We start from the raw sequence: 22,933 nt of genomic DNA on the forward strand, positions 1-22,933 counted from the left end.
GTTTTTCGGCCCGTGAATCACGCAACCAAACGGAAATCAATGGGTCCTGAGCCTAGTATGGGTTAACTCATTTGGATGCCACGGTGTCTTTGCCCCCTAGAGTTGGGCCACTACTTTTGCCGAGAAGGGGGAACAAGAAATGGCTCGGAGCGGCTCTTCGTTCCGATCTGACGAGCGGCTGTTATTTGGACCAAGCCTTGACCACAACATCCAACAATAAAATCGGTTAGTACAAGACACCAGGTCCGGTTGTAGATTATCCTTTGGAAAGCTACTTTTATCAGGCTTAAGGAAAACAAAAAATGGCGAACAAGCTGGCCACAATGTGGTTCGACGGCCCTTTGAGGTTAGTTGACCGGGTATGTATATCGTCAATGCTCGCCACAGATATGCCTGTCACCTTATACACCTATGGGGACATTCCGAATGCACCGCCTGGCGTCGAAATCAGGGACGGCAACGAAGTACTTGATAGGGCTTTAGTCCAGCGGCTGGTGCCTGTGGCGAAAAAAGATCAAGCTACCTGGCTGCCAACTGTTCAATTCAGTGATTTTTTCAGGGTCTTTCTGCAACGGGCTGGCGGAGGTTTGTGGCTTGATAGTGATGTGTTGATGTTTCGCCCCTTTGAATATCCTTCAGATGACGTCTATTTCGTGCGAGAGGTATCCGGCGGAATCGGCGCATCTGTTTTCTACCTTCCCCCCGGAAACCCGATTATTGGAGAATATGAGCGTCTACTTGAGCAGGATAATCTGGTGCCAGACTGGCTTGAATTTAAACGCCGCATTTTGCGTCCAATGTGGTATCGCCTGACCGGAACGTCCTATTCCGCTTCGGACCTTGGGATTACGATCTACGGCAACGAGGCCTTCCGGCAGCTTGCAAAAAGATACGACCTTTATGGTCGTGCACAACCACCAGCGACTTTCTATCATTGGTCTGACGCGAAGAATTTTGACGTTTTTCGCGACGTTCCCTGGCAATTCTTTTACGATGATCCTTGCCACATCGGTTTGCATATCCATAAAAAGTCCAATGAACATATCGAGGGTCCAGAGCCTGGCAGCCTTTGGCACAGAGCTCTTAAAGACTTCTCGTGAAATGATCCGCAGTTTTCCCAGCCTCGCCACAAGAGGAACACTTCGAATTTAGATCCTTCTGGCGATGTTTGCGGCGGACTTGTTGCGAAGAAAAACAATTTGGGCTCGGATTGGACATCTAACAAAACTCGTCTGGTGCCAGTTGCCCGAAACACAGGATCTGTGGGTCTGGAACCTATCGTGTCAATGTTTCAACGTTTATGGCGCGCGCTGGACCGTTGCACTTGAATGCTCCAATTAGACTTGGACCACTACTACGTATGAGAAACTGAGTTCTGTACACGGCACACAACAGACGTAAACCAGAAAAATAGTGTAGAAACATCAGCAAGTTTATGTGCTTGTCGGCTGGAGAATGAAATGTTCAACCCAGTAGGTCTACTGGAATGGGAGTCCCTAAAACGTCTTGGTCAATACCTAAACAGAACGCGCAGTCGGTATTGAAACGTCTGTAATTTGTAGAAGAATAGTTGCCGGTTTCAAAAAAGGTGACTTAAAATCTTTGGCCAACATAGAAATATAGAAACTGGTCTCCGTCGTCGTTGACCGCCGCATCTATCGAAAAATCCAGTTTGTGTTTTTTTGTTACTCGGTAGCGCAAACCAACACCGCCAGCGTAGCGGAAGCCACTATCGACAGAAATACTGTTCTTTTGCACTTCGCCACCACCAGCAAATGCGACGTATCCAAATCGCTTAGAAAGTCTTCCTCGATATTCAGCTTGCGCGGTCAGCATCGAGTTTCCATAAACATCAAACAATGGAAAACCCCTTATTTCAGAACCTAGAAGGCAACTGTCGAAGAAAGGAGTGCGGTCGCTTTTTTCGCAAGCCGTTGCTCTGAAGGCGATAGCTGATTCATTGCTAACGGGCCAAAACTTGTCGTAGCTTAGCTTCAGTCCGTAATAGGACAGATCCCCGTTTTGAACATCGTTTGAGTAGGTCAGTGCCAGATCCACTTTGTTCCCGCTAACCGGGTAAAACGTATCGTCACGAGTATCCCATTTCGCGACAAGGCCTACTGTTGCTAGCGCAGTGTCTGAGAGTTCGGCAACTTCAGGGGGCAACACGAAGCCGTCTACACCTGAAACAACGGTGTTCAGATACTGCAACGATGCACCTGCTGAAAAAGTATCCGTAAAGCTGTAGCGATACGCGCCTTGGAACGCGAGGCCCTGCTGCGAGACGTTTATCGAGTCATTAATCAGGAACAAATCGTATTTTAGATCTCCATATGCGAGTATGAACTCAACGTTGTGGCGATTGTTGTCGAGAGACAAACCACCACCTAGCCCGATTGCGTAGCTTTCCTTGTTCGTCCCTGCGAGGGCTGCACCTAAAGACGAGGTTTTTGATCCTTCGTCGCTTTGAAAAAGGTATCCAACACCCAAAACTAGCCCAGCACCGAAAGTCGGGTCGTTAATCGGGATGGGAACACCAACAAAAGAACCATTTTTGAATCCCAGTTCACTGTTGTCCTGGTTCGCATTGTCATCAGTGCCTTCCGCGCTCGCTCCAAACGCAGTGCAGAACATCGCAACTGCGCAAAAACCGGCCAAAGAAGTGCGAGGTTTACTCATTGAATAGGTTTCGTGAAAAGTTTGGCACTTAGTAGATACTCAGTCTTGAAAGCTAATCTGGACGTTTTACTTTCACCACAATAAGAGTAGCAAGCAGCTGACAGCCTTGTCCAGCTTATCGGTTGGGAACGCTCAATGCAGGTCCTGTGACTCGCTAATAATCATCTAAGCCGGATTTTCTCGCATACAAATCAGGCTGATCATGACAGCGTACTGAGCTGAATTGAGAGCAAGGTAGACATTCTGCCGAACGGCGGGAGCAGCTTTTCAGAAGTTCAGTCAACGAAAAAATGGAACATCTGAATAGTGAAAGCCCATTGGTGAACGGAAGGATTGGCATCAAACCAAACCGGAACCAGTGAGAAAATACTTGATTGCGTCAGCGATGAAAGCCAAGCCCAAGACGCCGAACAGCAGTGGGATGAACCATGATGCGGTGCTGCCTATGAACGTGATGAACGCTTCCAGTTTGGCTACAATGGACTGCCCCACGACAGCATATGCAAATGGAATCAGCATATATGGTAGCGCATACAAAAGGTTGTAGATCAGCAAACCTAGAGCCTTAGATTCAACATTGAAGCTGAACAACTCATTGATTAAGCCGAAATACGGTACAGAAAACGGCATACTCAAAACGCAAATTGTTACTCCCATCATGAAAGATGGAAACAAACCTTCTTTCTGCTCGCTGACTTCAGATCTTGTAGATTGCTTTTCAATTTGTGCACTTGTGCTCATCCTCACAGCGAAGCCGAGCAAAACCAGCCCCAGAACAAAGCCGATGACGAAGTTGATGCGCGTTGGGTCCACGAAACCTTTGACGACGAAGTCCACCACCGGAGCGAAAAGTTCCGCAAGTCCGGTGGCGATTAAACTGCCCATCACAAAGTAGACAAATCCGTAAACGATTAAAATGCCCATCAGAAAGTAGGCAAGTGTATGGCCTAAGATGAGTGCGTAGCTTTTTGCAATCGGACGGCTCCTTGTAAGAGCATATGCAATTGCGACGAGTAGGACGGGGTTTGCTACATCAACCAATAAAATAGGTATTCCTACCGCCCAAATACTACTCATTCCCGGCACCACTCACTCACATCAATAGGTTTCTTAGACATCCATTCATGTCCTTAACTTAGACTTCAGAGGAGCCGAGTGTAAAAGATGCCCCACTGCCCTGTGGCCATTTACCGGTTTCTACACGCGTATATACGTTTGACAAACCTGAGATTGTGCGACGGAACCGCGAACCAAAGAGGCGTCCGCGACTAGCAAGAACCTTTAACCTCTTTTTGCTGCGGGTCATGCCACTCAGTGATTGATCGTCCTCTAATGATTATGGCGCACGCTTTCACGTGCGCCGCAACAACGAGGTAGTCGCCGCTATTGTGCAAGATAACCAATTATCGCGTCATAGGCATTGATATTGTATTCGTCATAGTAGTTTGTAGAAGCCTCCGGCTGCGAGCTTTGTTTGACAATTGCCACGCCACGCTCAACGTCGATGTAAATCCACTGCCCATTTACCCCGATGGCATTGAACGACTCTTTGCCTGGCGTATGACGCACCCACCATTGTGCGCGGTAACTCCAATCCCCTCCGCCCATGACGCCCTTAGCATCTGGACCATTTGAGAACTTGTCTCTGTCGGCACCGTCCGAGAGCTTTTGGATAACTTCCTTCGGAACAACCTGTTCGGCTCCAACCATTCCGTCATTTAGCATCATTATTGCAAATCGTGCGAGGTTTCGTGGCGTCGCGTTTAAGCCGCCACCTGCAAAAAGCGTCCCATTCTTGTCCAGAAGTACATATGTTTCGCCTTCTGCACCAATTTTCGACCAAAGATCCGTAAGTTCATCCTGAAATGAGCGACCGGTCGCACGATTTGTCACCCAATTCACGACATCTGTTTTTGGCGTCTGATAGTGAAACACATCACCCTGTTCGTGAGCTTCGTCCTTTGGCAGCGTTGCAAGGTAAGAGTAAATACTGTCAGCGGGTATTTCGTCGGCAGGAGCTTCCCTTAACCCAAGGACCTTAGAATATTGTGTAATTCCTGAGTTCGGGTCAGCATAGTCTTCTGAAAAATCCAAAGACGCTGTCATGTCTTCGACCTGCTCAAACGTCGCATCTCCAAATGCACCGGAACTTTGCAACTCGGGGACGTATTTGGTTACTGGGTCTTCTTCGCTTAGAGAACCATTTGCAACAGCCATGAGACCAAACATTCCAGCGAACGACTTCGTGACGGACATCATTTGATGAGGCCGGTTCGGGCTCATACCGTTCAAGTACCGCTCATATACGATGCGGTCGCCATGGATAACGACAAAAGCATCGGTATAGGTTTCTTTTAGGTATGTATCGAAATCTACTTCGGACCCATCTTCCCGTTTGTAGGTCAGGCGTTCAATTCCACTGTCAATGTTCACCTTTACAGGTAGGGGCGATAGTGACGCGGGAATATTGGCGGTTGGAAACAACTCGCGCATATGCTGGTAGGACCAACGGTTGTAAGGAACGCCAAACAGCCCGTTTGTTCGGTTCACGCGCTTGTCTTCTGGCGGTGGAAAGCCTTTCATCAGACCAAGTTCGTCGGCAGTAGCGTAGGGATTACCTTCCGCATCAGCCGTAACTGCCGAAGCCAAAACGGCAACGCAGAACACTGCTGCGACCTTACCAATTCTGGCGATTGGTAGCTTCGTGTTGGTGGCCATGTAGTTCTCCCTTGTTTCCTGCGTGACTAATCATTTGATTGTATTCATCAAGTTCTGCACCGAATATGAACCCGTGACCAAACAAGTCGTAGCTTTTTGAGTACGCAAATTGCGCAAAACGACAGCACGTCAACCAACGAAATTGTAAACCCTACTGTCCAAACACTACTCAACCCCAGTACTGCACAGTTAAATCACTTGAGTTCTCAGACATCCATTTCCGCCCACTGCTTAAATTCCGGAGGGGCCAAGAGCGAACTTCACTTTTCACTCTTGGGACATTCCATCAGTTTGAACGATGCTCGATGCTGATTAAGAGTGTGTTTCCGACCATCGCATCGAAAGTGAGGTCGTGTAGCTAACCCAAATGCGGGGGTTCAGTATCGTGGTAACGTCATAGTTCGAAATCGTATCGGCCAAGACTTTTTGCTCCTCAACGTGCTTGTTTCGTTCAGAAGAAAAAAGAGATGCCAAACTTGAACTGTCTGTTTGGCCCACCTGTGGGAGACTGGGTAACGTCGTAGTAACCAGCGCTCAGGTCCAATGCGGTACCCTTTTCGTCGTTGGTTATGATAGTTTTGCCGACAGTTAGGCCCAGTGGCACTAACCAGGCCTCGTCATTGTTAGAAGCATTCCAATTATATGATATCACATTATTATATCCGAAATACCAACCTCCACCAAGGCCGTAGATCAGGATCGGCTGTAGTATAGTCGTGTTGAAGTCGCTCTCCCCCCACATATGAGCAAGAACACCACCCCAGGACAAATCTCCTGCCTGACCAAATATCACGAAGGCCGGACCCGCCCCCCAACCCGCGCCCTGAAGCGCGTCGTCGGTGTGGGTTGGTAGAGATACTTGTAGCCCATAGCCGAGAGAAATATTGCCCGAAGGTGTCGGTGCGTAAAACGCTTGAACCGTTGAATCACCTATACCCCATTCGAGATCGGAGTTTTGGGTAGGTTCACCTATGCCGGGCGGTAGAACTGCACCCGGTGCAACACCTTGAATTGGGATAATGCCCCTTAGCACCAGGTTGGCGCCGTCAAGTGGAACCGCGTAGACTGGTTGAATCTGGAAGTTATAACTGTCTTCCTCATCTGTGCCCGTTCTGAATGCCACCGTGTTGTCGGTCATGATCGCGCGAATGTCAGCGAGGGGGTTGGCGGCTTTTCGGGCCGCTTCGCATGCTGCATCGCAGCCGGCGTCTTGAGCTTGAACCATCACAGGCAGAAAGCTGTATGTCAGCGCACCAATAACGAGATGTGACAATTTCTTTTTCATCTTCAATTTTCCGTCCCTAGAATACTGATTTACCAAAAGTCTTCTGTCTCAAGGCTGCAATGCGATCCGCCAGCGCACAAGTCCTCTATCAAAATTAACATTCATTTTTGTTTAACTATGCCGTGTCGCCTTCAAGATATCGAACGGATTGGATACGCAAATTGTGCAAATCTCGCTCAATTTGCTCTTCCAGTTGTGACCGTGGTTTTGGGGCACGTGAGGAGGTGGAGAACCAGTTGAAAACCCAGAACAGAATAGCCGTCCAATATCTTACCGTTTTCTCAGTGTGTCGCTCGGCAACTCGCCATATTGTCGTTTATAATACTCAGAGAAGCGCCCAAAGTCGCGAAACCCATGTTTGCTTGCCACTTGCTTGATCAAAGTGCTCTGACTGCTGCTCATCGCCAATTCGAACCGTGCGTTCTGAAGCCTTCGAAAGCGCATAAATTTTGTTGGAGAAACTCCAAGCTCTTGTTGGAAAGACAGGTATAACAGTCTAGGGCTAACGCAAATCGCATCCGCAAGCTGTCGAGAACTCAAGAACTGCTGTGAACTACTTATCGCTTCCAAGGCTCGTGCAACAGTCTTCCAAGTGGCGGCACTTTTCAGGTTCGCGAAATCCTTTGACTTCTCGCTGTTTTTGCAAAGCATGTCACCTAGCGAAAACATGATGTGATCTTGGAGATCATCGGGTGAAAATTGATCCCAAAGACGCGGTTGGTCAAAAAGGCTGAACAGCAACTTCCTTAAACGCCGTCCAGTCGTCCCAAGCTTTGCAATTCCGTTTGTCGTATTCTGCGCCGAGTCAATTCGACAAAGTTCTTGGACCCCGTAGCGGTCTAGCAGGTTGGTCTCGAAGGTCACAAAAATCGAACTAAGGCAAGCTGGTGTCAGGCTTGAATGGTCGCGACCGGAGGACGTAATCAAAGCATCATCCGCTTCTACAGGTAGGCCACACCAAATCTCATTTTCGCTATTCGGGCGATAGAACGCAAAGCTTGTTGTTTCGCCGTCATGGGTCCAGTTTACGTGGCAAGGATGAGATTCTTCATTTAGCATGATTTGAAGGTCCGCTGCGCGAACGATCTGCAACTTGGAGTTTGTTATACCGGGTTTGAGTTGGACGGCTTCAATGTTCCAACCACCCATTGCTGCGTCAGTTTCCTGAAGAAAAGAAAACTCCTGATCTACCATCCATTTAGTTGCTCTCATGCGCCAGGCACCTCAATAATCGAACATGGACACGACCCCGCCTCTTCCATAGCCGACGTTGCAGGTCAGAGTGTCTACATTTGCAAGACCGGTTCCGTCACGGGGTAATCTGCCCTCTGCATTCGTACTGTTGCGAAGAAAAAAGTCGACGCGTATCCTCCTAACTAACTTCGCCGCAGCGTTTCAGCCGGGTTCTCACAAAAGAAGTCCCGGTACTCAGCTGCGAACCTGCCTGTATGGCGAAAGCCATTGTCGAGAGCGATCTGCAACACACTACTCTCGACTTGAGAACGCGCAAGCAAGTCTCGACGCGCGGCGGCCAATCGCAACACGCGCGAATAGCGCGCAGGTCCAATACCCGGCCAAATTCGAAATGCGCGATACAAGCTGCGGCGGTTCAAACCGATGACCCGCGCCACCTCGTCCACGTTATCGAACTCCTCCGGCCCAAGTCCGGAGATATGACGACGGGCATGGGCCACGATCTTAAAAACATCCGAAGCGTCATCGTCTGGTGAGCGTTTGCTATCCTTGAAAAGCTGCGCGCCAAAAGCTTGCTCTAACGCGTTCAGGAACGCGAAGGCGATGTGCGGCTGTCTCAACATTGTGCTTTGGACGAGTTTGTCGCTCAGGGCTTTCAATGCGTTGAAGCCGTCAGCAGAGGCTTTCATGAAACGGGCAGGCGACATAGACCAGCCGCGCTGTTCGGCGGTTTCTTTTGAGACCATAACCACGAACCCGGAAAAATTCTCAGGCATTACATATTCGTAGTCAAAGCGATCTCCAGGACGCCAGACAATTGTATCCCCGCGCTCCAATGGGTGGCCCAAAAACCGGGGACTGCCTTCGCCTTCTGTGACAATTCCGAACGATAAAAAGGGTACATTGTGTATGTCGCGCACCTGAACCGAGGCTGCGCATTGGATGTATTCCACTATGACTTGTCCGAGATCGACTGTGCTGTAGCGGTGCAACAACGGCCCTGCGGAAAGCTGAAGCATGTCAACGCTCCAGTCTTCGCCGAACTGCAACTCCTCAATCTGATAGGAGATATGTGTCTTCAGTTTCATTCCTCCTGATCTGATGCCTGCACCAAAAAGGTCAATCATTCGCAGTTTAAATTGCTCGTGGCACAAAGTGGATCGACAGGGTGCAAACAGTGGACTTAGACTTTTGAGAGAACTGCAGCACAAGGCTATACGCAAATGACTTTTTTTTCCAAGACGTTGATCCTTTCCAGCACAATGTTCTTGGCTGTGTCGAACATGGTCCAAGCGCAGAGCGCTGATACGATTTTTCTGAGCGAGAACATTGTCACGTCCAACGTCGAAATGCCGCTTGCGAAATCGGTCGCGGTAGAAGGTGATACCATCATTTGCGTGCGCACAGACGATAGTTGCCGAGAGCTTGCAGGCCCAGATGCCCAAATCGTGGACGCGGGCACAAACACCATCATGGCTGGTATCATCGACACGCATTTGCACACGCGCATCTTCGGACAAACGCATTTCGTCATGCTCAACCTGTTCAAATACAACGATGCAACACGCGAAGAGGTGGTCGAAGTCATCCGGGAATATGCATCGACACTTGCGCCGGATGAATGGGTTATCGGGGGCGGTTGGTCAGATGCGCATTTCCAGAACCCAACTAAGGAGGAACTGGACGAAATCGTGGGGGGGCGTCCTGCATTGATCTCGGACAATACTCAACATAACGGCTGGTATTCGACGAAAGCCCTGGAATACCTTGGGATCACTGCCGATTGGGAGCCACCGAAAGGCGGCTACATGCCGCTTAACGAAGCAGGTGATGAACCCTCTGGTCTTTTGCAGGAGAAAGCGCATCTTTCGACTGGTTTCGTCGAGCAGCATAAACTCTATTCCTTCGAGAAACAGGAAGCAGCGATCCGTGGCGCCGCCCGCGTTCTCAACGCGGTTGGGGTTACAGGAGCGACGGAGGCTGCTGCCGGGTCCAAGGAGGGTGCGGATGACGTCTACGTCCGTCTGGCGCAAAAAGGTGAATTAACACTCAGGCACGAGTTGGCAATGGTGTTCTGGGGCACCGGCACGCCTGAGGGTGATACCGCAATGATCGAACAATTGGAGATGCGGCGGGCCGCCGTCGAGGATGCAGGCGTTGACTCCAGCATTCTCCATGCGAACACTGTCAAATTCGCCATCGATGGAACGCCGGGGCGCTTCGCCTACATGGAAGGCCCGTATTTGGACGGCACAAGGCCAGATATGAACTTCCATCCAGACAATCTTGCAGAGATTTTTGACGCTCTGACAGAGCGCAATTTTACCCTGATGCTCCATGTTGAAGGGAATGCAGGGATCCGCCGCTCGCTCGACGCGCTGGAATTTGCACATGAAACTGGCGAACCCGTGCGCGACGACATCCCCCAAATTTTCACCCATGTCGACCATTTGTCGATCGACAACGCGCGGCGCATGTCCCGGCTTGGAGTTTCCGGACAGCTTCAACTTCACTGGGCTGATCCGACCGAGGAATACTTCCTCAATGTCACCAGCCAGAACCTGCCGAAAGAGGTTTTGGAGCGCATGTACCAGTTCAAGCTCGTGACCGAGTTCATGGAGTACGGATTTGGGCCTGACGCACCAACCTCGCCGGTGTTTTCACCGTGGGAAGGTATGGAGATCGGCATGACAAGGCAGGCGATGGGAACACCCGGCGGTCTTGTAATGCCCGGAGAGCCATTGACCTTTGATGAGGTTATCCATGGCTCAACACTGGGCAGTGCGCGCCTTCAGGATCGCGGCGATGTGTTAGGTAGTCTTGAGGAAGGCAAGCTTGCGGATATCATTGTGCTTGACCGCGACATCCGGAAGCAGGCCCTAGAGAATATCTTCGATTTTCATAAGATCGAAGTGCTGCAGACCTATATGGGCGGTGAGTTGGTCTACGACATTGATCGTGACGGCGAACCGGACAAAGAGCTGACAGAGCCGGTCTGGGAAGAAGGTGACGACGAAAAACTACGCCGTGGCGTGGCGGTCACCAGCGTAAGGGTGTCTGAGGGATGATGAAAGTCGCGTATGCGCTGGCGATGGTCGCGCTGTTCGGCCTTATAACTTCTCCAGTATCGGCGCAAAGCGTCGAGAAGGCACGGCAGCGCGCGATTGCAGGCCAACAAAACTTTGGAGTTCCGTTAGATCCGCTTGCTGCGCCGCCTATTTTAACGAGAGCACCGATCGGTGCTCCGCCGCATAGCATGTCGGCGGGGGGTCGTGTTATCGGTTGGCGAGATCTGCAACCGCCGCATGTTTTGAGCGAAACCCCCTTTGCTGACCTGCCTCCTTTTTTGCTCGATGCAATGCGTACCCACGTCGAATGGCGTACTTCATCGCCGCGCGAGCGCGAAAACTCGGCATTCATAAAACGCCACGAAGCTGCCCTGAAACTCCTCTCTATGCATAATGTCGATGTTGAAGGCCTGATGAAAATGCGCCGTAAGATTATTAGGCAGAATGGCCGTGCGGGACGCGGCCCTAATCCGGAAATTCTCGGACAGTTTATCCGCCTCCCGGGTTATGTCGTCCCGCTTGCTTTTGATGAGACAAAAGTGACCGAATTTCTGTTCGTGCCTGTCGCAGGGGCCTGCGTTCACACACCAACCCCACCTGCAAACCAGATTGTACACGTGAACTACCCGCAGGGCCTCGCTTTTAGCTCGATTTTCGACGCTTTCTGGATTGAGGGAGAGCTGGTAGCTGAAGATAGCAAAAGCAACGTTGTGTTTTACGACGGTGCTTCGAACATCGAGGCGCATTATAGTCTCACTGCCAAAGCCGTGGAGCTCTACACCGCGTGGTGAATGCGATCGTAAGGCCCTATATATGCTCGAACTTTTCCGAAATGCCCAACCAATTGCGGCTGCCGGTGAGTAAGACCTTCCGCCCTGAGACCAGTTACCTCTATGGACTTGTTGCAAAATTTGATCCGGTTTCATAACCGCTAGTTATAACGGTCACAGCGGTCATTTGCGGAAAACAGTCTGTTTATAGTGTAGCAAAAGACCGCTCCGATGGGCTTCTCTAGAAAAGGAGTTTCGTTGACGTTCGGCAAAGGTCAAATCCTCTCCCCGCAACCAAAATCCAAACAGCCCGGTCGATCTACAAAAAATCCACCGGATCAATTGCTTAACGATCAAACACCGTCAGCCTCGTAACCCGAAGCTCAGAGGTGCAAACCCTAATCACGTAAACAGCGTCAGAATATCTAACAACAGACCATTCTAAACGCGTCAAACCCATAACACAAACGTAACGCGGTCAAATTAAGTTCCATCAGGCTCTGTCAAACGCCGGTTGAACCCCTGGTTCGGCAAAGAATATCCGCAAAAACGGAATATCCTCGGAAAAAGCCAAATCAGGTTCTCAGGGCGCTTGCTTGACGCATCTTCTCCTGCTCGCTCGGGGTCGGCGTGTGATTGAAGCAATAAGCCGTCCGACAAGCTTCCTCTCCGCCCAGTTCTTCAATCCTCGCTTTTTGATCGGCAAAACATAGTGCGTTGACAGCATCGGGATCGCAAATTTCTCGTAACCGGCGTTCACCTTCGGCAAGAGCAGCCAGTGCAAAGGCGCCATCTGATTGCAGGGCGACAAGATCCCGGAGTTCGTTCGGGTCGGTTGCAAGATCGAAAAGCTGCGGATCATGGCCGACATAATGGACATACTTCCATTGCTGCCACCGCACCATGAACGTTCCGGTGGTTGACCCGCCATCATGGTACTCGCTTAAAATGGTGCGGTCTGGATCGTCAGGCTCACGGGCCAGTTGGCGCAGGGAAACACCGGGCAAAGCGCGGCTGATTTCGTCTTGGGATACTGCTGTGGCGTCGAGCGCAGTGGCCGCCAGATCGATCAACGAGGTTCCGGTGGCCACCTTGCGCCCCTTTGGCACGCCAGGCCATGCAAGGATCATTGGGACCCCTGCGGATTGTTCGTACATCACTTGTTTGGTCCAGAAACCCTGATCACCCATCATGTCCCCGTGGTCCGAGACATAGATGACAACTGTGTCTTCGGCCTGACCGCTTGCCTCTAACGCCTTCAAAATGCGACCGACGCAATCGTCCATGAAACTGGTCAGGCCATAATAAGCAGCCTTGGCTTCGCGCATCCTTTGTTCGTCAAAGTACTTTTCGTAGTCGAAAAAGCCCGCCAAATTCCGTAACTCTCTGTGTTCTGGGCGAAAACGGTTCTCGTATCCGACGGGTAGGTCAATCCGCGCAGGATCATAAATGGTGTAAAACTCTTCCGGGCATGTCAGCGGATAGTGCGGGCTGACCAGCGAGATAAATGCGGCCCAAGGTTGATCCGGGTCCGCCGTGTTCTGCAACCACGCTTCGGCAGCTTTGGTTATCTCGCGGTCATAGTCGGTATAAGTGCTGTTCCCAATGCCGACATCTGCGGCCAACTCTGCCGCCGCATCGTAGGGTTGCGGGGTTTCGCGGAGGAGGCCAATCGTCCATCCGACGCCGCCCACAACATGCATGGGAAGGAGTTCTTCCGAGAAACCGTTGTCATCTTCGGCCGAACGAAAGTGCAGCTTGCCGATGGAAACGGTCTTCACCCCTTGATCCCGCAAATGACGCATCCAGCTTCGGATGCGGCCATCATAGGGCGATGCACTGTCCCAATACCGGGTCTTGTGAACATGATCACCGGTTGCGATCGCCGCGCGGGTTGGAACACACATGGGCGAGGGCGTGTAAGCATTGGTAAAATGCGTGCCACGCGCGGCCAAAGCGTCAAGATTGGGCGTTTTGACGATAGGGTGTCCCGCACATCCCATCGCGTCCTTTCGATGCTCGTCCGAGATGATGATCAGCATGTTCGAACGATCACGGCGCTGCGTTCTTTCTTCTTGCCGAATATGGCTGCTCATGGGGATGCCCTTTCATGCAAGGTGTCGCACAGGACGGTCGTTCCAATTGTATGTTGGGTCAAGCTTGGTCCGCATTGGCGCCAAATTTAGTCGCCCGGTTTGGGGCGTTGCACTTCCTCAAAATGCCTCCTGGTTTTCACGAGACCGCTGCAGATCGGGCCGCATTCCAGCAACCGGTAAGGATCAGCTTTCGTGTGACGGCTCCTCGATAAACTCGGCCAGCAAGCGGTTGAACGCGTCTGACCGTTCGATATTGACCAAATGACCTGTCGCCGGAAAACGATGCCATCTGACCTTGGTAAGGGTGTCCTTCAAGAATGCATTTGTTTCACCGACCAGATAATAATCGTCATCCCCGGTCACGAGCATGACAGGCGTTTTGAAAGCCTGCAGCCGAGCGCTGTCGTCAAAAAGGGAACGCCGGTTCCAATGCAGGGTAGATAACACATGCACAGCCCCTTCGGCAGACTGACCGCGCAGGTTTGCAGAATATGTCGCCCAACCATCGGGGTCGTTTTTCTGAAAGCCTTGATAGGCGGCATCATTTTCCAGCACCGCGACGGCTCCGTCTCCTCCCCGGTCTTTACGCAGCTGAATTTCGTGCCCGACCCAGGTTCTTCGATAGTTTTCCTGTTCGCCCGGATCGCGGGGTCCAGAGCTGTTACCAACCAGCGTCACGCTCAGGACGCGTTGGGGGTGGTTCAGGGAAAAGTCCAGGCTGGTGAAACTGCCCATCGAGGTTCCGACAAGATGCGCGGCGTCCAGACCCAGATGATCGAACAACGCCAAAAGATCACCGGTTGATTGCGCCTGCCCATATTGCGCGCGGTCTGAGGGGATCGCAGAGGGATGAAACCCACGCGCCGAGTAGGTGATGCAGCAAAAGGACTCCGACAGGTCCGAGACCTGCCGATACCAACTGCGGTAATCGCCGCCGAATTCGTGCACAAATACAATCGGTGCACCTGTTCCGGTTGCCTCGTAGTACAGCGCTATCCCATCAGGTGTTTGAAACTCGGGCATTCGAATGGTCCTGTCTTGGTCGGAGAGTTTTGAGTTCAGCGTGTCAAAACTGCGATGGCTGCATCGTCATATCCCAGTTCTGACAGAACTTCGTTCGTATGTTGTCCAAGGCGGGGTGCCGGGCTTTCCTGAAGGCCGCGATCTGCAATGGGGTTGCGCGCAAAACGCATATCCTTCCCTTCAGAGCTTACGGTGGAAAAGGCGGCGTATTCTTCTGCGATAGGATCGTCTGCAATCGTTTGGATGTTCTCGACCATCGAGCACGGAATGCTGTTGTCGATCAAAATCTGTATCCAATGAGATGCCGGATGCTGTTTCAGATGCGCGCCCAACACCTGATCCAGAGCGTCGCGATTGGCCAGCCGCACCTCATCGCCCTGAAAGCGCGGGTCGTCCAGCAGGTCAAGGTATCCTATGGCCTCGCAAAAACGGGGCCAGTCCTTGTCACTTCCCAGGCCAATGACGATATCCCGGTCCGCTGTCGGATAGGGTTCAAAAGGTGTCATCGACGGGTGGCGTGAGCCGATGGGTTTTGGAACGATCCCGGCATTGAGATAACGCGCAAAGGCATTTTCCAAGCAAACCCACTGACAGGCCAGCATGGAAACGTCCAAGTGACTGGTACTTTGGCTCCCTTGTGCGTCGCGCGCATACAGACGTTGCAGAATGCCGATGGTGGTGAACAGCGCAGCCGAGATGTCCCCAATCGAAAAGCCGACGCGGGTGGGGTCTCCGTCCAACTCTCCGTTAATACTCATCATGCCGCTCATTGCTTGGACCACGATGTCATAGGCCGGGCGGTGCGAAAGGCTTCCGGTTTGCCCAAAGCCGCTGATCGAGGCCGAGATCAGGCGCGGGTTGATCCGTTTCAGATCGGCGTCGCTGCATCCCAACCGGTCGCGCACACCGGGCCGCATGTTCTCGACAAACACATCTGCTGTGGCCAGCAGCTTGTGCAGGGCTTCTTTGCCCTGTTCAGTCTTCAGGTCCAGAACGACCGAGCGCTTGTTGCGGTTCAGGGACGCAAAATAGAGGCTGATGTCATTCTCGAACGGCGGAGTTGTGCGGGCAAGGTCACCAGTCGGGTTTTCCACCTTGATAACGTCGGCGCCCAGACTGGCCATTAGCCAGGTGCAGAACGGCCCGGACAAAACGGATGTCATGTCGACAATTCGGATACCTTTCATCTGGAACTCCTTCCGAGCATGGATTTCAGGGTTTTCAGATGCCCGTCGGCAGAGGCTATGGCCGGTGCACACAACGTTTGGCAGGTGTCTGTTAAAACTTCTTGCGTCACCATTCGGTCGACCAGACCCCACATGGCTGCATCCTCTGCGCTGACGGCATCGCCCCCCAACAGGATTGCTGCGCTCCGACCCGGGCCAATCAAGGCGTGCATCCTGTTTACATCGTATTGACCGGGTAAAACGTTGTTCTTGAGCACCGGGTAGGAAAACCGTGCTTCGGGCACACAAACCCGGATGTCGCAGGAAAGGGCCAGTGTCATCCCCCCGCCGATGCAAGGCCCATTAATGGCAGCCAGAGTCAGTACCGGGATGGCTCTGAGCGCTTCGGCCATTTCGTCCCAGGGGTCTGGGCCGTTCACGTCGATGGAAAGTGTGTTTAGATCCGCGCCAGCGCAGAAAACACGCCCGCATGCGCCGGTAATGATCACAGCCCGCAGCGCTGTGTCACTGCCGGCTTCAAGGAAAACGTCACGCAGAGAGACCAGCATCTGAGGTGTCAGCGAGTTGGCCTTTGCTGGCCTGTTGATCGTGACAGTCAGACAGGCACCTTCGCGTTGGGCCATGATCAGGTCATTGTCACTCATGACCGGAACTCCGGCACGCTTCGATCCAGCATACGCATCAGCGCTGGCCACTGGACGCCCCCATGTGGTCCGTTTTGCGGCGCCCCCCAGTCGTGCAAGGCATCCATTGCATCGTCTGTGATCGTGATCGGCTTGTCCGTTGAACTCAGAATATCGACCTGAATTTTGCAGGCCATCTCAAGGTAGTAGTGATAAATAAAGGCCTCTGCCGCCGTGCGTCCGACCACCAACAGCCCGTGGTTCTGCAACAGCATGGCAAAATTGCTACCAAGGTCGCGCGCCAACAGGGTACCTTCGTTCTCAACCGCTGTGGAGTCCTGATAGGGATGGCTCGACAACGTACCCAGTACAAATCCCGCGTGTTGGGACAAAGCCAACAACCCTTCGGGCATGGCCGACACGGCAACGCCAGCGCGCGTGTGGCTGTGGATCACGTAATTCACGTCAGGCCGAGCCGACAGAATGCCCGAATGGATGATGTGCCCGGCCAAATTGACGATCTTACCGCTGCCCGGCCCGTCATCCACGGCCTGCCCGTCGAAAGACATACGGGTCAGGTTCGAAGCCGTGATTTCGTCGAACATCAAATCGTGTGAGTTCAACAGGTAATGATCAGGGTCCTCTGGAAGACGCGCTGAAATGTGGGTCGATGTCAGGTCGGTCCAGCCATAGTAATGAGCAAGGCGGTAAAGCGCGGCCAAGTCCTGACGGATTACGTCACTCATCAAGCCTCTCCCAACGCTTCGCGGTACAAATTGTGGAAATGGCGCAGCCCGACCTCACTCATCGCACCAGAGCCGTCACCGATGACATAAGGCCCCGGTTCGAACGCGCGGCTTTGCATGCCTTTCTGGATCTTGGAGACAACAACTTCGTCTTCGGCCCCGGTTGTTTCCTTGTGCTTGTGCATCAGTTCAATCACATCTTCATCCGAAATGCCTCCGCTTGAGAACCACCGATACCGATAGATCGTCTTGTTCCATGCCACAGGCAAAAACTGACGGATCGTAAAGTACCCTCCGGGGTAACAGCACATCGACACATTGGGAAAGATCCAGTAGGCACCGTAATCACCTGCGCGTGGGCCGGCGTTCAGATCATAATCATACTGCTTTTCGTTCTTTGTCTGCGCCTTGCCATCATGCCAGATTGTCTTCCCGTGCGGGACCGTTGTGTATCCGTCCATCTCAAGAACGCCATGGGTCAGCGAGCTCGCATGCACTGTCGGGCAATGGTAGCACTCGTTGTAGTTTTCGACCGAAAGCTTCCAGTTGCTGTCATGTTCGATTTCAGTTTCGCAGACAAATTTCAGCTTTGTTGGGTCGGAATGAAAGCTGAGGATGTTGTCGCGGTATTCCTCAAGCCCGGGCCCCATAGGCTCAGCGTTTTCGTCTAGGTTCACAAAGACAAAGCCACAGAACTCCTCGACCTGAATAGTGCGCAGGTTGATCTGGTCACAGGTCAACCCATCGCTTTCCGCAGAACCCGGCGCGCGGCGCAGTCGGCCGTTAATTTCATAAGTCCACGCATGATAAGGGCAGACCAACACCCTTTTGCCCTTGCCTGACCCTTCGACCAGCGGATGACCGCGGTGGCGGCAGATATTGTAATACGCATTGATGCCACCATCCTGTGCGCGAATGACAAAGACATCCTCATCAACGATGGTGAATGTCTTGAAATCGCCCGGCTCCGCAACTTCGGACACATGACAAACGCATTGCCAGCTTCGGAAGAAGATTTTCTCTTTATCGACCTCGAACCAGTCCGGCTGAGTGTAATATTTGGCCTGCAAAGGCAAATCTCGTGGCATCTGGGGTCTCTTCTGGTGGGTTTGCCAAAGTGGTGCTGCATCGCGGGGATGTTGTTCAGCATTAGCCTGCATTGCACTGGCAGCTTTGCACAGATATAGAATCTTTATATCTAGGATAACTTAAAGTTGGTCTCATGAGGCAAAGCGGCAGTGACGTTCCACCGCTCGGGGCAGTTCGTGTCTTTTGGATTGCCGCGCGGTATGGAAACTTTAAACGCGCCGCAACTGAACTTGGTGTGACGCCCACAGCCGTGAGTTCACAGATCAAATCGCTCGAGGCTCATCTGGGCTGCCCCCTGTTTGAACGCCATGCGCAGTCGGTTGCTTTGAACGAAGCAGGGCAGCAGTTTTCCGAAGCGTGCGAGGCGGTGTTCGCGCGGCTTGACCGGGCCGTGCAGGACGCGCGCCAGACCGCTAATAGATCGTCAATAACGGTTGGCGTCGGCGCGCTGATTGGGTCGCAATGGTTGTCCCGCCGCCTGTTCAGCTTTTGGCAACGTTTCCCGGAAACAGGCCTGCATCTTCAGTATTCCCCGGGTGGTGTGGAGTTTTCGGATGGTCAGACCGATATGATGCTGGCCTGGGGGGACGGAGATTGGCCGGGATTGACGTCAGAGGCGCTGCTGCGTTTCCCAACGTCGCCCGTCATCAGCCCATCTCTGATCGCAGAGGGGGGCCATCCTACCGAACCTGCAAACTTGTTGCGCCTACCTCTGTTGCACTGGAAGGATCAAGTCGACTGGCTGGAGTGGTTCGATGCACACGGGGTGGAAACCGGCGACCACCTTCCCGGTGTGATTATAGACGATTCGAGTGTTCTGCTCCGAGCGGTGTTGTCGGGACAGGGTGTTTCCCTTGGGTTACTGCCGTTGATCGAGGCTGAATTACAATCCGGCCAGTTGATACGGCCGTTTGCCAAAGACTTTGCACCTTCCAGATCCTACCATCTTGTTTACCCATCTGACGCGATAAAACAGCCGCAACTCAGGGCATTTCGGGATTGGATTTTGCAAGAAGCAGGTCGGGACAACCGCTAACAGATGCTGCGATTGAAAGGGGGGCCTCAGGTCAGCTTGCTGGCAAGAATGAATGCGCTGCATTCATCTGCCAAGGCTTTGAACCGAGGCCTTTCCTTCACATACAAATAGACCTGTCGCCTGTCGGGTAGATCGGACAATGTGCGAAAGGCCATGCTTTCAGGGATAATACGAGCAACGGTTTGCGGAAGGATGGTAACCCACTTGCCCGTTCCAACCATTGTTATCAGGGACTGCGTATTGTGAATGGTGACATTCGCCTCTTCAACCGCCTTAACGAACTCAGGCGTCTCGATGAGGTCGCACAAGGCGTTTCGCACAAATGAAGGTGTGACCACATCATTTACACTGGGCGGAACCGCCTTTTTGTTGAACGGATGATCAGCGGCGCAGACAAGACCGAACTGATCTTCGAAAAAGAGGTGCGCTTTAACCCCTTTAACGGGGTGAAAGCCTGACGCTATGCCAATATCAGCTTTGCCCTCGGCAAGCGCATCCAAAACCTGTCGCGTATCAGCGTCCATTAGTTCGACTTTCACGCCTGGGAAACGGTGTGTCATGTGTTCGAGCACGGACGGGAACACCAACGCGGCGACCGAAGGGACGGACGCAATTCGGATCAATCCATTGGCGGCATGAGCAGCAGCTTCGATCGACTGCACCGTTTGGTCAAACTGGCGGACTTGTTTAAGAGACAACTCAAACACTTGCTCGCCCAATGCAGATAGGTGGTTCTTACGCTCGCCAACAAACAGCTTTTTTCCCAAGTGGTCCTCAAGTTGTTTCAATGTCATCGAGACAGCAGATTGTGTGCGCCCCAACCGGTCGGCTGCTTCCGACAAGTTGCCCGTTTGCGCGACCGTGCAAAAACAACGCAGCATTTCGATTTTTAGTGTCAAATTTCAAAATTCCTGAAGTTTGGTCAATTATATTGAATTTGACTGATATTGTGTGAGAAGTCCATTATGCCCCAACTTCTATTTTTTTTGGGGCGAACCGTGACCAACCTGAACCTGATTGCTGGCGAATGGCTTGCCGGCGAAAGCGAGATCGAAAACCGCAATCCTTCAGACCTGAGCGACCTTGTTGGCCATTTCGCACAAGCCAGTGCGGATCAGCTGGACGTGACTCTGGACCAGGCGCGTGTCGCGCAAGCCGAATGGGCGGCCTACGGGCTCGAACGCAAGCAGGCGGTGCTGATGAACATCGGCAACGAGCTGATGGCCCGTGCCGAAGAGCTGGGCACCTTGCTCAGCCGCGAAGAAGGTAAACCCTTTGCAGAAGGGAAGGGCGAGGTCTATCGCGCCGGTCAGTTCTTTACCTATTACGCAGCTGAATGCCTGCGTCAGATCGGTGAGAACGCAGATTCCGTACGTCCTGATATCGAGATTGACGTGCGCCGCGAGGCGGTTGGCGTGGTCGCCGTTATCAGCCCGTGGAACTTCCCGACCGCGACGGCTTCGTGGAAGATTGCCCCGGCGCTCTGCTATGGCAATGCGGTAGTCTGGAAACCCGCCAACATCACGCCTGCCTCTGCCGTGGCCCTGACCGAGATCATCAACCGTCAGGATATTCCCAAGGGCCTGTTCAGTCTTGTCATGGGCTCGGGTCGGTCCATTGGGCAACGGCTGGTGGAAAGCCCGAAGGTCAACGCCATCTCGTTCACCGGATCGGTGCCGGTGGGCAAGGGCATTGCAGCAGCGGCCATCCAGAACCTGACCAAGGTTCAGACGGAGATGGGATCGAAAAATGCGCTGGCCGTGATGGACGACGCCGATCTCGACCTTGCCGTTTCGCTGGCATTGGGCGGCGCGTTTGGAGGAACCGGTCAGAAATGTACCGCCTCATCGCGGCTCGTGGTTCATGCCGCTGTGCATGACGCGTTTGTCGAGAAACTGGTATCGGGTGCTCAGGCGATGAAAGTCGGTCACGCGCTGGAAGAGGGGACTCAGATGGGCCCTGTCGTCAGCGCGCAGCAACTGGCCGAGAACCTGGCCTATGTTGATCTGGGTAGATCCGAAGGCGCTGAACTGGCCTGCGGCGGGCAGCGTTTGGACATGCCGCATGATGGGTATTACATGAGCCCCGGCGTGTTCCTGAACACCACCAACGACATGCGCATCAACCGGGAAGAGATGTTCGCGCCGCTGACCTCGGTCATCAAGGTCGACAGCTATGATGAGGCCTTGGCCACGGTCAACGATACCAATTTCGGTCTGACCTCGGGCATCGTCACGCAAAATCTGGCCCGCGCCACACATTTCCGGCGCAATGCGCGCACCGGGGTTGTGACGGTGAACCTGCCCACAGCGGGCACGGATTATCATGTACCCTTTGGCGGGCGTGGTGACAGCTCTTATGGCCCACGTGAACAGGGCAAGGCGGCGGCCGAATTCTACACGACGGTCAAAACTGCATATATCAGCGCCGGAAAGCCGATCTGATGCGGATCGATGGGCTGCAATACGCCAACTGGTCCGAAAAGATCTTTCGGCAATTGCGCGAAGGGGGCGTGGACGCGATCCACGTCACCATCGCCTATCATGAAAATTTCCGTGAAACCGTTCTGAACTTTGAAAAGTGGAACCGCTGGTTCGAACAATACCCGGACCTGATCATGAAGGGTCAATGGGCCAGCGACATTGACACGGCGCGGGAAACCGGGCGCACAGCAGTTTTCTTTGGGTTTCAGAACCCATCGCCCATCGAAGACGACATCGGCTTGGTCGAAATCGTGCATACATTGGGCGCGCGATTTATGCAGCTGACCTACAACAACCAATCGCTGTTGGCGACAGGCTGCTACGAAGCCGAAGACACCGGGATCACCCGCATGGGGCGTCAGGTGATCAAAGAGATGAACCGGGTCGGGCTTGTCGTTGACATGAGCCATTCAGCCGACCGGTCCACGATCGAGGCGGCCGAGCTGTCCGAGCGTCCGATTGCGATCACTCACGCTAACCCGTTTGATTGGGCCCCGGCCCTGCGCAACAAGCGAGACGAAGTGATCCGTGCGGTGACTGAAAACGGTGGGATGTTGGGGTTTTCGGTCTATCCTCATCATCTGAAGGACAAGTCGGACTGCACCCTTGAAAGCTTCTGCGAGATGATTGCGCGGAAGGCTGAGAAATACGGAGCGGAACATCTCGGGATCGGAACGGATCTGTGCCAGGATCAGCCCGACAGCGTTGTCGAATGGATGCGGGTCGGTCGTTGGTCGAAGCAGATCGATTATGGTGAGGGGTCGGCAAGTAACCCCGGATTCCCCCCGATGCCGTCTTGGTTTCAGGACAATCGGGATTTTGGAAACATCGAATCCGGGTTGCGTGCGACCGGTCTGAACGATGAAGAAGTGGCCGGTATCATGGGTGAAAACTGGTACAGGTTCTTTGCCGAGAATTTCGGTGCTCAGGGGTAGT

19 protein-coding genes are annotated in these 22,933 nt (G+C 52.9%); 6 read left to right on the top strand and 13 right to left on the bottom strand.

Annotated features, from left to right (window positions below):
- Window positions 1–302 precede the first annotated feature (302 nt).
- Window positions 303–1,100, top strand: a complete 798-nt coding sequence (locus tag GOV89_RS18125; protein ID WP_171238774.1) for a hypothetical protein — start codon at window positions 303–305, stop codon at window positions 1,098–1,100.
- A 493-nt stretch (window positions 1,101–1,593) separates the two neighbouring features.
- Here the strand turns inward: GOV89_RS18125 and GOV89_RS18130 are convergent, their stop codons facing one another.
- The 6 genes from GOV89_RS18130 to GOV89_RS23010 form a co-directional block, all read right to left on the bottom strand.
- Window positions 1,594–2,679 carry a BamA/TamA family outer membrane protein gene (locus GOV89_RS18130; protein WP_171178898.1) on the bottom strand — a complete coding sequence of 362 codons (1,086 nt, stop codon included), beginning with the start codon at window positions 2,677–2,679 and terminating at the stop codon, window positions 1,594–1,596.
- A gap of 339 nt (window positions 2,680–3,018) precedes the next feature.
- On the bottom strand, window positions 3,019–3,756 hold the full coding sequence (locus GOV89_RS18135) for a hypothetical protein (RefSeq protein WP_171178901.1): 738 nt from the start codon (window positions 3,754–3,756) through the stop codon (window positions 3,019–3,021).
- Window positions 3,757–4,062: 306 nt separating this feature from the next.
- Window positions 4,063–5,397 (bottom strand): serine hydrolase, encoded by a 1,335-nt coding sequence (locus GOV89_RS18140; protein WP_171238775.1) that lies wholly within the window; start codon window positions 5,395–5,397, stop codon window positions 4,063–4,065.
- 451 nt (window positions 5,398–5,848) lie between these two features.
- On the bottom strand, window positions 5,849–6,682 hold the full coding sequence (locus GOV89_RS18145; protein WP_171238776.1) for a hypothetical protein: 834 nt from the start codon (window positions 6,680–6,682) through the stop codon (window positions 5,849–5,851).
- A 270-nt stretch (window positions 6,683–6,952) separates the two neighbouring features.
- Complete coding sequence (locus GOV89_RS18150; RefSeq protein WP_171178908.1) at window positions 6,953–7,894, bottom strand: helix-turn-helix domain-containing protein; 942 nt, start codon at window positions 7,892–7,894, stop codon at window positions 6,953–6,955.
- 164 nt (window positions 7,895–8,058) lie between these two features.
- Entirely contained in the window at window positions 8,059–8,964 is a 906-nt protein-coding gene (locus GOV89_RS23010; RefSeq protein ID WP_171238777.1) for an AraC family transcriptional regulator, read from the bottom strand.
- Window positions 8,965–9,099: 135 nt separating this feature from the next.
- Between GOV89_RS23010 and GOV89_RS18160 the strand changes: the two genes are divergently transcribed.
- Together GOV89_RS18160 and GOV89_RS18165 are read left to right on the top strand one after the other, a co-directional pair.
- A complete protein-coding gene (locus tag GOV89_RS18160; protein WP_171178912.1) occupies window positions 9,100–10,944 on the top strand; it encodes an amidohydrolase in 1,845 nt (614 codons plus the stop codon).
- The gene (locus GOV89_RS18165; RefSeq protein ID WP_171238778.1) at window positions 10,941–11,735 is read left to right on the top strand and encodes a DUF3299 domain-containing protein; all 795 of its coding nucleotides are present in this window, start codon (window positions 10,941–10,943) and stop codon (window positions 11,733–11,735) included. Before GOV89_RS18160 ends, GOV89_RS18165 begins: the two co-directional genes overlap by 4 nt.
- A 554-nt stretch (window positions 11,736–12,289) precedes the next feature.
- On the opposite strand, the gene GOV89_RS18170 is transcribed toward GOV89_RS18165, so the two are convergent.
- The 6 genes from GOV89_RS18170 to GOV89_RS18195 all read right to left on the bottom strand — a co-directional run bounded on the left by GOV89_RS18170 (window position 12,290) and on the right by GOV89_RS18195 (window position 18,477).
- Complete coding sequence (locus tag GOV89_RS18170; RefSeq protein ID WP_171238779.1) at window positions 12,290–13,810, bottom strand: sulfatase-like hydrolase/transferase; 1,521 nt, start codon at window positions 13,808–13,810, stop codon at window positions 12,290–12,292.
- A 183-nt stretch (window positions 13,811–13,993) separates the two neighbouring features.
- Entirely contained in the window at window positions 13,994–14,833 is an 840-nt protein-coding gene (locus GOV89_RS18175) for an alpha/beta fold hydrolase (RefSeq protein WP_171180974.1), read from the bottom strand.
- Window positions 14,834–14,868: 35 nt separating this feature from the next.
- Complete coding sequence (locus tag GOV89_RS18180) at window positions 14,869–16,020, bottom strand: CaiB/BaiF CoA-transferase family protein (RefSeq protein ID WP_171238780.1); 1,152 nt, start codon at window positions 16,018–16,020, stop codon at window positions 14,869–14,871.
- Window positions 16,017–16,664 carry an enoyl-CoA hydratase/isomerase family protein gene (locus GOV89_RS18185; RefSeq protein WP_171238781.1) on the bottom strand — a complete coding sequence of 216 codons (648 nt, stop codon included), beginning with the start codon at window positions 16,662–16,664 and terminating at the stop codon, window positions 16,017–16,019. Before GOV89_RS18185 ends, GOV89_RS18180 begins: the two co-directional genes overlap by 4 nt.
- Window positions 16,661–17,389, bottom strand: a complete 729-nt coding sequence (locus tag GOV89_RS18190; RefSeq protein ID WP_171238782.1) for a class II aldolase/adducin family protein — start codon at window positions 17,387–17,389, stop codon at window positions 16,661–16,663. Before GOV89_RS18190 ends, GOV89_RS18185 begins: the two co-directional genes overlap by 4 nt.
- Entirely contained in the window at window positions 17,389–18,477 is a 1,089-nt protein-coding gene (locus tag GOV89_RS18195) for an aromatic ring-hydroxylating dioxygenase subunit alpha (RefSeq protein WP_171180970.1), read from the bottom strand. The genes GOV89_RS18190 and GOV89_RS18195 overlap by 1 nt, the downstream gene beginning before the upstream one ends.
- A gap of 134 nt (window positions 18,478–18,611) precedes the next feature.
- On the opposite strand from GOV89_RS18195, the gene GOV89_RS18200 reads away from it, so the two are divergent.
- On the top strand, window positions 18,612–19,514 hold the full coding sequence (locus GOV89_RS18200; protein WP_171236222.1) for a LysR substrate-binding domain-containing protein: 903 nt from the start codon (window positions 18,612–18,614) through the stop codon (window positions 19,512–19,514).
- A gap of 26 nt (window positions 19,515–19,540) precedes the next feature.
- Here the strand turns inward: GOV89_RS18200 and GOV89_RS18205 are convergent, their stop codons facing one another.
- A complete protein-coding gene (locus GOV89_RS18205) occupies window positions 19,541–20,413 on the bottom strand; it encodes a LysR family transcriptional regulator (protein WP_171180966.1) in 873 nt (290 codons plus the stop codon).
- Between the two features lie 66 nt (window positions 20,414–20,479).
- Here GOV89_RS18205 and GOV89_RS18210 point away from each other — a divergent pair, with 66 nt between their 5' ends.
- Both GOV89_RS18210 and GOV89_RS18215 read left to right on the top strand, forming a co-directional pair.
- Window positions 20,480–21,958, top strand: coding sequence for an aldehyde dehydrogenase family protein (locus GOV89_RS18210; RefSeq protein WP_171238783.1), 1,479 nt, complete (start codon window positions 20,480–20,482; stop codon window positions 21,956–21,958).
- Window positions 21,958–22,932 carry a membrane dipeptidase gene (locus tag GOV89_RS18215; RefSeq protein ID WP_254451549.1) on the top strand — a complete coding sequence of 325 codons (975 nt, stop codon included), beginning with the start codon at window positions 21,958–21,960 and terminating at the stop codon, window positions 22,930–22,932. Before GOV89_RS18210 ends, GOV89_RS18215 begins: the two co-directional genes overlap by 1 nt.
- Window position 22,933 lies beyond the last annotated feature (1 nt).

Source organism: Ruegeria sp. HKCCA5763, assembly GCF_013034545.1.
In the GTDB taxonomy this organism is placed as follows: Bacteria; Pseudomonadota; Alphaproteobacteria; order Rhodobacterales; family Rhodobacteraceae; genus Ruegeria.

Excerpts from the sequence above, each read along its gene's own strand:
- GOV89_RS18160 (WP_171178912.1), top strand. The coding sequence starts at position 9,100 with ATGACTTTTTTTTCCAAGACGTTGATCCTTTCCAGCACAATGTTCTTG.
- GOV89_RS18180 (WP_171238780.1), bottom strand. The coding sequence starts at position 16,020 with ATGAAAGGTATCCGAATTGTCGACATGACATCCGTTTTGTCCGGGCCG.
- GOV89_RS18145 (WP_171238776.1), bottom strand. The coding sequence starts at position 6,682 with ATGAAAAAGAAATTGTCACATCTCGTTATTGGTGCGCTGACATACAGC.
- GOV89_RS18130 (WP_171178898.1), bottom strand. The coding sequence starts at position 2,679 with ATGAGTAAACCTCGCACTTCTTTGGCCGGTTTTTGCGCAGTTGCGATG.
- GOV89_RS18125 (WP_171238774.1), top strand. The coding sequence starts at position 303 with ATGGCGAACAAGCTGGCCACAATGTGGTTCGACGGCCCTTTGAGGTTA.
- GOV89_RS18215 (WP_254451549.1), top strand. The coding sequence starts at position 21,958 with ATGCGGATCGATGGGCTGCAATACGCCAACTGGTCCGAAAAGATCTTT.
- GOV89_RS18210 (WP_171238783.1), top strand. The coding sequence starts at position 20,480 with ATGCCCCAACTTCTATTTTTTTTGGGGCGAACCGTGACCAACCTGAAC.
- GOV89_RS18135 (WP_171178901.1), bottom strand. The coding sequence starts at position 3,756 with ATGAGTAGTATTTGGGCGGTAGGAATACCTATTTTATTGGTTGATGTA.
- GOV89_RS18185 (WP_171238781.1), bottom strand. The coding sequence starts at position 16,664 with ATGAGTGACAATGACCTGATCATGGCCCAACGCGAAGGTGCCTGTCTG.
- GOV89_RS18150 (WP_171178908.1), bottom strand. The coding sequence starts at position 7,894 with ATGAGAGCAACTAAATGGATGGTAGATCAGGAGTTTTCTTTTCTTCAG.
- GOV89_RS18190 (WP_171238782.1), bottom strand. The coding sequence starts at position 17,389 with ATGAGTGACGTAATCCGTCAGGACTTGGCCGCGCTTTACCGCCTTGCT.
- GOV89_RS18165 (WP_171238778.1), top strand. The coding sequence starts at position 10,941 with ATGATGAAAGTCGCGTATGCGCTGGCGATGGTCGCGCTGTTCGGCCTT.
- GOV89_RS18200 (WP_171236222.1), top strand. The coding sequence starts at position 18,612 with ATGAGGCAAAGCGGCAGTGACGTTCCACCGCTCGGGGCAGTTCGTGTC.
- GOV89_RS18175 (WP_171180974.1), bottom strand. The coding sequence starts at position 14,833 with ATGCCCGAGTTTCAAACACCTGATGGGATAGCGCTGTACTACGAGGCA.
- GOV89_RS18195 (WP_171180970.1), bottom strand. The coding sequence starts at position 18,477 with ATGCCACGAGATTTGCCTTTGCAGGCCAAATATTACACTCAGCCGGAC.
- GOV89_RS18140 (WP_171238775.1), bottom strand. The coding sequence starts at position 5,397 with ATGGCCACCAACACGAAGCTACCAATCGCCAGAATTGGTAAGGTCGCA.
- GOV89_RS23010 (WP_171238777.1), bottom strand. The coding sequence starts at position 8,964 with ATGAAACTGAAGACACATATCTCCTATCAGATTGAGGAGTTGCAGTTC.
- GOV89_RS18170 (WP_171238779.1), bottom strand. The coding sequence starts at position 13,810 with ATGAGCAGCCATATTCGGCAAGAAGAAAGAACGCAGCGCCGTGATCGT.